Here is a 7329-nt window from a genome sequence, read left to right as displayed (position 1 = left end):
GCGTGCGTCGAGCACCGCTCGCGCGGCGGCTGCGCCGGCGAGCCCGACCGCCGCCGGGTCCTGGGCCGGGACGGGGCTGCCCGACCCGGCCGCGCCGCCGTCGGCCGCGCCGCCGGAAGCGATCGCCCCACCCGAGCCGGCCGGCGCCGACGCCACGATGCCGCCCCGTTCGAGGCGGTCGATCCGCGCGGCGAGGCCCGCGGCGCCGTCGTCGGCCCCGGGCAGGAGCAGGCGCGCGCACAGGAGCTCCAGGTGCAGGCGCGGCGAGGTGGCGCCGGTCATCTCGGTGAGGGCCACGTTCACGAGGTCGGCCGCCCGGGAGAGCTCGGCCACCCCGAGCCGGCCCGCCTGGGTGCGCATCCGCTCGAGCTGGTCGGAGGGGATGCCGCGCAGCACGGCGTCCGCGGCGTCGCCCGAGACTCCGATGACGATGAGGTCGCGCAGTCGTTCCAGGACGTCCTCGACGAACCGGCGCGGCTCGTGCCCCGTCGCGATGATCTGGTCCACGACCCGGAAGATCGAGCCGCCGTCGCGCGCCGCGAGCGCGTCCACGACGTCGTCCAGCAGGGTGGCGTGGGTGAAGCCGAGCAGGCCGACGGCGAGGTCGTAGTCCACGACGCCGCCCGTGGCACCCGCGATGAGCTGGTCCATCACGGAGAGGGAGTCGCGCACCGAGCCCCCGCCCGCGCGCGTGACGAGCGGCAGCACTCCCCCGCCCACCTCGATGCCCTCGGCTCCGCAGAGCTGCTCCAGGTACGGGGACAGCACGTCCGGCGGCACGAGCCGGAACGGGTAGTGGTGCGTGCGCGAGCGGATGGTGCCGATCACCTTGTCCGGCTCCGTGGTCGCGAAGATGAACTTGATGTGCGGCGGCGGCTCCTCGACGATCTTGAGCAGCGCGTTGAAGCCCTGGGGCGTCACCATGTGCGCCTCGTCCAGGATGAAGATCTTGTACCGGTCGCGGGCCGGGGCGAACGTGGCGCGCTCGCGCAGGTCGCGCGCGTCGTCGACACCGTTGTGCGACGCGGCGTCGATCTCCACCACGTCGAGCGAGCCGGGGCCGCCGCGCGCCAGCTCGACGCACGAGGGGCACTCGCCGCACGGGGTGTCGACGGGGGACTCCGGCGTGTTCTTGGCGCAGTTCAGCGTGCGCGCGAGGATCCGGGCCGACGTCGTCTTGCCGCAGCCACGCGGGCCGCTGAACAGATAGGCGTGGTTCACCCGTCCGCTGCGCAGGGCCTGCATGAGGGGGCCCGTGACGTGGTCCTGGCCGATCACCTCGGCGAACGTCTCGGGCCGGTAGCGGCGGTAGAGGGCGGTGCTCACCCCCGCAACGATAGACGCCACCACCGACACTGACGACGTGGCCGTCCACAGGCGGACGGCCACGTCGTCAGGTCACACCGCGGTGCCGCCGAGGGCCTGCGGCGTGCGCCGCACGCGCGCCCGCATGACCAGGCCGGGGATCCCGGTGCCCAGGAGGACCGGGAAGGCCGCGGCGATCGCGAACCAGAGGAAGATCGCGAGGTACCCGTACGCGGCGGCGTCGGTGCTCGCGTTGGCCAGGCCGAGCAGCACGAAGCTCCCCACGAACGCGACCACCACGAAGGCCAGCACGATCACCGCGATCCAGACGAGGGCTGTGGCCCACTTCCGGTAGGCGGCGCTGACCGGTCGCGGTGCAGGCGGGTGCTGGGCCGGGTACGGGGCTTGCTGCTGGTCCGACATGGGCCACACTCTCCCACGTCAGCGGCGCAGCGCGCGGCGCGCCAGGCCGTTCCCGAGCCACTGCACCGCCTGGACGATCAGCACGATGATCACCACCACGACGGCGGTCACCGCCCAGTCGTACTGCCGGTAGCCCTGGACGATCGCGAAGTCGCCCAGACCGCCCGCGCCCAGGTAGCCGCCGATCGCGGACATGTCGAGCACACCGACGAACAGGAAGGTGTACCCGAGGACCAGCGGCGCGAGCGCCTCGGGGACCAGCACCGTGCGCACGATCCGCAGCGGCGACGCGCCCATGGCCCGCGCCGCCTCGACCACGCCGGGGTCGATCGAGACGAGGTTCTGCTCCACGAGCCGGGCGAAGACGAACGTCGCCATGATGCACATCGCGAACGTGAACGCCTCGATGCCGATCGTCGAGCCGATGACGGCCCGGGTCAGCGGGCCCAGCGCCACGAGGAAGATGATGAACGGGATGGGCCGCACGATGTTCACCGCCAGGTTCAGCACGGCGAACACGAACCGGTGCTGCAGCAGGTTGCCCGGCCGGGTCAGGTACAGCCCGAGCCCGAGCGCCAGCCCGAAGAACCCACCCACCAGCAGGGTGATCAGCACCATGTAGGCCGTCTGGCCCGCGGCCTCCCACAGCAGCGGCGTCAGCCGCTCCCAGTCCGCGCTCATGCGTCCACCCTCCCGTGGTCGTCCACCCAGGTCACGGCGCGCAGCGCCGCGACGGCGGCCTCCACCGCGCCCCCGTCGCCGACGAGCTCCACCGTCAGCGACCCGTACGGCCGCTCCGCGACCTCGGTGATGCCGCCGAACACGACGGTCCCGTCCACGCCGTGCTCGCGCAGCGTGCGCGTCAGCACCGCCGACGAGCCGGCCACCTCGTCCACGCCCACCGTCACGATGTGCCCGGAGTGGCGTGTCCGCAGCCGTGCCAGCACCTCCGGCGAGGGCCGGTCGCGCAGCGCCGTGGCGACGAACCGCCGCGTGGTGCCGTGCGCGGGCGAGCTGAACACCTGGTAGGCCTCGCCCACCTCTACGACGCGCCCCCGCTCCATCACCGCGACGCGGTGACAGATCGAGCGGACCACGTCCATCTCGTGCGTGATCACGACCACGGTGATCCCGAGCTCACGGTTGACGCGCTGGAGCAGGTCCAGCACGTCACGCGTGGTCTCGGGGTCCAGGGCCGACGTCGCCTCGTCCGCCAGCAGGATGCGCGGGTTCGTGGCGAGCGCCCGGGCGATCCCGACGCGCTGCTTCTGCCCGCCCGACAGCGTGGACGGGTAGACATCCGCCTTGTCCGCCAGGCCGACGAACTCCAGCAGCTCCGCGACCCGCGCGTCGCGCTTCGTGCGCGGCCAGCCGGCGACCTCCAGCGGGTAGGCGACGTTCCCCGCTACCGTCCGGGAGGCCAGCAGGTTGAACTGCTGGAAGACCATCCCGATCCCGGCCCGGACCGGCCGGAGCCGGGCCTCGCTCAGCGAGCCGAGCGAGAGCCCGTCGACCACCACGTCGCCGCCGGTGGTCCGCTCGAGCGCGTTGATCAGCCGGACCAGGGTGGACTTGCCGGCCCCCGACTGCCCGATGACGCCGAAGATCTCGCCCTCGCGGATGTCGAGGGTGACGTCGTCGACGGCGCGCACCTCGGCGCCCTTCCCCCGGCCGGGGAACACCTTGCTGGCGCCCTCGAACCGGATGATGCTGCTGGTCGCCGCAGGCATCAGGAGGCGTCCTCCTGGATGCCGGCCAGGATCTCCTGCAGCTCGGCCGCCGAGTTGTTCTTGATCACGCCGGTGCCGCCGGACGCCTCGATCACGCCCTCCTCGACCTCCGGGGAGTGGTAGATCTCGACGAGCTGCTGGAACACCTCGTTGTCGGCGTCGGCACCACGGGCCACCCACACGTTGATGTACGGCTCGGCGGCGGAGGAGTCCGGGTCGTCCGAGAAGATGGCGTCCTCAGCGGTCAGGTCGGCGTCGCCCACGAAGTCGTTGTTGATGATCGAGGCGTCGACGTCCTGCAGCGCGAGCGCCGTCTGGGCCGCGTCGACCGGGGTCACGGTGACCTTGGACTCGTCCTCCAGCACGTCGGCCGGCGTGGAGAACGCGCTGCCGCCGTCACGCAGGGCGACCAGGCCGGCCTCCTGCAGCACGAGCAGCGCGCGGGCCTGGTTCGTGTCGTCGTTGGGGATGGCGATCTCGCCGCCGTCGGGGATGTCCTCGACGCTGTCGTGCTTCAGCGAGTAGAGACCCAGCGGGTAGACGGCGGTCGCCGCGATCGGCGTGAGGTCCGACCCCGTGGCGGTGTTGTAGTTGGCGAGGAACTGCAGGTGCTGGAACTGGTTCAGGTCCAGGTCCCCGTCGGTCAGGCCCTGGTTGGGCAGCTGGTAGTCGCTGAAGTTCACCAGCTCGACGCTGATGCCCTCCTCCTCGGCCAGGTCGGTGAACGTGGTCCAGTAGTCGTCGCCGGAGTTGACGACGCCGATGCGGACCGGGTCGTCGGCCGAGCCGGTGGCGGGCGCGGCCTCGTCGGCGCCGCCGCAGGCGCTCAGCGCGAGGACGGCGGTGACGGCGAGGCCGGTGGTCAGGACGGAGGTGAAACGAGACATGGGTGGTCCTCTCGGGCGCACGGGCGCAGGTCTGCCTGTGCTCAGGATGCGGGGGGCCTGCGTCAGGCGCAGGCCGAGGGTGTGAGACGACGGCGGGCCACGGCCATCAGCAACGTGGCGAGCTCAGGACGATGCGGGGCGGTCCTGGACGGACCGCGGGAACGTGCGGCGCTGTCAGCGCTCGCGCATTCGCCCGCCACGCACGCGACCGCGACACATGGCGTCGCGACAGGTGCGCGACGTCGTGGTGGAGGTCCAGGTGCGGGTCATACGGACATCGTGCGTCACTGCACGACGTCGAAGCCAATCTCCGCGGGGAAAATCCCATCATGCGGACGATCGGCCGTCCACATCGTGGCGGACCGGCCGGATCGCAGGCGCGAAAGGACCCCTCGCACACCCACCAGAGCTCACTTACCCTTGCTGCCTTCCGGCCCTGGGGGAGTTCGGCGAGATGGTGCCGCACGAGGGGTCTGCCGCTAGCCTAACCGATCCGGACGCCCGGACCGAACCGCGCCGGACCCGCTGTCAGCGACCTCACGATGCCGGCCCTGGATTCCGATTCGTTGTCCGAGCGCAGCGTCCGGTATCCTCGTCAGGCCGCGCCAGACTCCGGTCCGTGGTCGTGCGCCCGCCGTTGTGCGGCGCGCGAGGAGGATTCGCCTAGTGGCCTATGGCGCACGCTTGGAAAGCGTGTTGGGTTAACGCCCTCGGGGGTTCGAATCCCCCATCCTCCGCAGTCCGATGACGCGAGACATCACCGATGTCTCGCGTCATCGCCGTTTCACGACCCTTCCACGACCCGTGCCGTGGCGTCGTCGAGGACGGCGAGCACCTCGCCCAGGGCCGCCAGCCGGTCCGGGCCGAGGTCACCGAAGATCTGCCGCAGGATCTCGTCGCCCGCGGCCTCACCGACGGCGAGCGCCCGGGCGCCCTCCTCGGTCACCGTCACCACCTTCGCGCGCAGGTCCGCCGGATCCGCCGCGCGCCGGACGAGGCCGTCCCGCTCCATGGCCTCGACGGCCTGGGTGATCGAGCGAGCCGCGTACCCGAGCTCCACGGCCAGCCGCGCCTGCCTGATCGGGCCGCTGCGGGCCAGCACCTGGAGGATCTTCGTCTGCGCCAGCGACACGCCGCCCCGGGCCAGGTGCTCGTCGACCGTCCGCCGCAGCCGGGCCGACGTCGTCAGGTAGCGCAGGCCGATCTCCCCCGCGCCAGGGCTGTCGCCCATGCTCGCTCCCTTGATTTCGTGAGGTACCTCAGTATCGTGCATCATTGAGGTACCTCACGATAAGGGAGATCCCTCATGACCACAGCCGTCATCACCGGAGCGACGCACGGGCTCGGCCAGCTCGTCGCGCTTGACCTCGCCCGACAGGGCCTGGACCTGGGGATCGTCGCCCGCAGCGCCGCCCGGGCGGACGCGCTGCGCGCCGAGATCGCGCACGTCGCCCCGGCCACCGTCGTCGACGTCTTCGTGGCCGACCTCTCCTCCGTGGACGAGGTGCGCCGGCTGGGCCGGGCCGTCGAAGCCCGCTACGACCGGATCGACGCCCTCGTCAACAACGCCGGGCTGCACGCGTTCAGCCGGCGCCTCACCGTGGACGGCCTCGACGAGATGACCGCGGTGAACTACGTCGCGCCCTGGCTCCTCACGAACACGCTGCTCGACAGGCTCGTCGCGTCCGCTCCGGCCCGCGTGGTCACCGTCGCGTCCGAGGCGGCGCGGCACTCCGGCGGCATCGATCCGGCCCATGACCTCACCCTCACGGCTCCGTACGGCCGGCGCGCGTCGGCCGCGCGCTACGGACGGACCAAGCTGATGGACATCATGTTCAGCCAGGAGCTGGCGCGCCGGCTCGCGGGCACGGGCGTCACGGCCAACTGCTGCGACCCGGGGTTCAACACCACCGGGCTCGGGCGCGAGCTCCCGTTCGCCGGGGTTCTGGAGAAGGTCCTGCACCGCCTGCGGATCGGCGACCCCGCGCGCGGGGCCGGGATCATCACGCGACTGGTGACCGATCCGGAGCTCGCGACCCGGACGGGCGGCTACTTCTCCGTGCGGGACGCCAGGCCGCTGCGGTGCCCGGAGCCGGGCCGCGACGCGGACGTCCAGCACGAGCTGTGGGAGGCGACCGAGCGGCTGCTCACCTGACCCGGCCGTACGAGCCTCGCGGGGGCGAGGAGCTCAGGGCTCGACGAGCCGCACCCGGGGGCTGGGCTCGAGCCCCAGCGACGCCAGGAGACCGCGCATCATGTCGTCGAACATCGCGTCGAAGTTGCCGAACGCGTAGTCGAGCTGGTCGTACGCCACCATGCACAGCAGGCCGTAGACCTGGCGCCAGAACACCATGATCGTGTGGACCACGCCCACGGGGACCTCCTCGGCCACGCCCGGGCAGTCCTGCGTGAGGACCGCCCGGTACGTGTCGAGCTCCGGCGCCAGGCCGGGGGCGACGTCGGCGTCCGCCGGGAAGGGAGCGCCCTGCCGCCACAGGGCGGCGAAGGTCGGCACGAACACGGAACCGAGCCGGTGCACGAAGTGCGGCCGGGCCGCACCGGAGACCCCGACGGCGTGCTGCGCGTCGGCGCCGAGCAGGAGGTCGAACTCGTTCCGGTGGGCCCTGCACCACACGAACAGCGCGTGCGTCGCGGCGTGGAGTCGCGCGGCGTGGTCGTCGTCCGGCTGACGCCCGACCGCGGCCTCCAGGTAGGCGATGAGCTCGTCCAGCGTGTCGTCGTAGACGGCGGCGAGCAGCCCGGGGCGCCCGTCGAAGTACCGGTACATCCCCGGGCCGGCGATCCCGACCTCCTTGGCGACCGCGACCATCGTCACGCCGTCCACGCCGTGCTCGGCGAGGAGCCGGCGGCCGGCGGCACGCGCGTCGCGCAACAGCTCGGCACGTAGTCGCTGCCTGCGCGTCGGGGTGGCGGTCACGGTCGTCCTCCGATGCTGCTCACGTGCCCGTCGTCCGGCGCGTGAG

General features: G+C 72.3%; 8 protein-coding genes, 1 tRNA gene and 1 other RNA gene. 2 read left to right on the top strand and 8 right to left on the bottom strand.

All coding sequences use genetic code 11. From position 1 onward, the window contains the following. The 6 genes from QRN56_RS25165 to ffs all read right to left on the bottom strand — a co-directional run. Positions 1-1326, bottom strand: a 1326-nt coding sequence (locus QRN56_RS25165; protein ID WP_285107934.1) for a DNA polymerase III subunit gamma and tau, incomplete at its 3' end; no start/stop codon positions are given. Positions 1327-1398: 72 nt separating this feature from the next. Continuing rightward, the gene (locus tag QRN56_RS25160) at positions 1399-1728 is read right to left on the bottom strand and encodes a hypothetical protein (protein ID WP_285107933.1); all 330 of its coding nucleotides are present in this window, start codon (positions 1726-1728) and stop codon (positions 1399-1401) included. An 18-nt stretch (positions 1729-1746) separates the two neighbouring features. Continuing rightward, the gene (locus QRN56_RS25155; RefSeq protein WP_285107931.1) at positions 1747-2409 is read right to left on the bottom strand and encodes a methionine ABC transporter permease; all 663 of its coding nucleotides are present in this window, start codon (positions 2407-2409) and stop codon (positions 1747-1749) included. Further along, positions 2406-3458: a methionine ABC transporter ATP-binding protein gene (locus tag QRN56_RS25150; RefSeq protein ID WP_285107930.1), complete on the bottom strand. Its 1053-nt coding sequence runs from the start codon at positions 3456-3458 to the stop codon at positions 2406-2408. Before QRN56_RS25150 ends, QRN56_RS25155 begins: the two co-directional genes overlap by 4 nt. Beyond that, a complete protein-coding gene (locus QRN56_RS25145; protein ID WP_285107929.1) occupies positions 3458-4345 on the bottom strand; it encodes a MetQ/NlpA family ABC transporter substrate-binding protein in 888 nt (295 codons plus the stop codon). Before QRN56_RS25145 ends, QRN56_RS25150 begins: the two co-directional genes overlap by 1 nt. Positions 4346-4725: 380 nt before the next feature. Continuing rightward, an RNA gene (gene ffs / locus QRN56_RS25140) (signal recognition particle sRNA small type) lies at positions 4726-4822 on the bottom strand. 175 nt (positions 4823-4997) lie between these two features. On the opposite strand from ffs, the gene QRN56_RS25135 reads away from it, so the two are divergent. After that, a tRNA-Ser gene (locus QRN56_RS25135) sits at positions 4998-5082 on the top strand. A 47-nt stretch (positions 5083-5129) separates the two neighbouring features. Here the strand turns inward: QRN56_RS25135 and QRN56_RS25130 are convergent. Then, complete coding sequence (locus tag QRN56_RS25130) at positions 5130-5576, bottom strand: MarR family winged helix-turn-helix transcriptional regulator (protein ID WP_285107927.1); 447 nt, start codon at positions 5574-5576, stop codon at positions 5130-5132. A 75-nt stretch (positions 5577-5651) separates the two neighbouring features. On the opposite strand from QRN56_RS25130, the gene QRN56_RS25125 reads away from it, so the two are divergent. Further along, the gene (locus QRN56_RS25125; protein WP_285107925.1) at positions 5652-6500 is read left to right on the top strand and encodes an SDR family NAD(P)-dependent oxidoreductase; all 849 of its coding nucleotides are present in this window, start codon (positions 5652-5654) and stop codon (positions 6498-6500) included. 33 nt (positions 6501-6533) lie between these two features. Here the strand turns inward: QRN56_RS25125 and QRN56_RS25120 are convergent, their stop codons facing one another. Further along, the gene (locus QRN56_RS25120; protein ID WP_285107923.1) at positions 6534-7283 is read right to left on the bottom strand and encodes a TetR/AcrR family transcriptional regulator; all 750 of its coding nucleotides are present in this window, start codon (positions 7281-7283) and stop codon (positions 6534-6536) included. Positions 7284-7329 lie beyond the last annotated feature (46 nt).

Source organism: Promicromonospora sp. MEB111, from assembly GCF_030209445.1.
GTDB lineage: Bacteria > Actinomycetota > Actinomycetes > Actinomycetales > Cellulomonadaceae > Promicromonospora.
This window is presented reverse-complemented; position numbering and strand designations above follow the sequence as displayed.

Coding starts and splice junctions, on each gene's coding strand:
- QRN56_RS25125 (WP_285107925.1), top strand. CDS start 5,652: ATGACCACAGCCGTCATCACCGGAGCGACGCACGGGCTCGGCCAGCTC.
- QRN56_RS25130 (WP_285107927.1), bottom strand. CDS start 5,576: ATGGGCGACAGCCCTGGCGCGGGGGAGATCGGCCTGCGCTACCTGACG.
- QRN56_RS25150 (WP_285107930.1), bottom strand. CDS start 3,458: ATGCCTGCGGCGACCAGCAGCATCATCCGGTTCGAGGGCGCCAGCAAG.
- QRN56_RS25160 (WP_285107933.1), bottom strand. CDS start 1,728: ATGTCGGACCAGCAGCAAGCCCCGTACCCGGCCCAGCACCCGCCTGCA.
- QRN56_RS25155 (WP_285107931.1), bottom strand. CDS start 2,409: ATGAGCGCGGACTGGGAGCGGCTGACGCCGCTGCTGTGGGAGGCCGCG.
- QRN56_RS25145 (WP_285107929.1), bottom strand. CDS start 4,345: ATGTCTCGTTTCACCTCCGTCCTGACCACCGGCCTCGCCGTCACCGCC.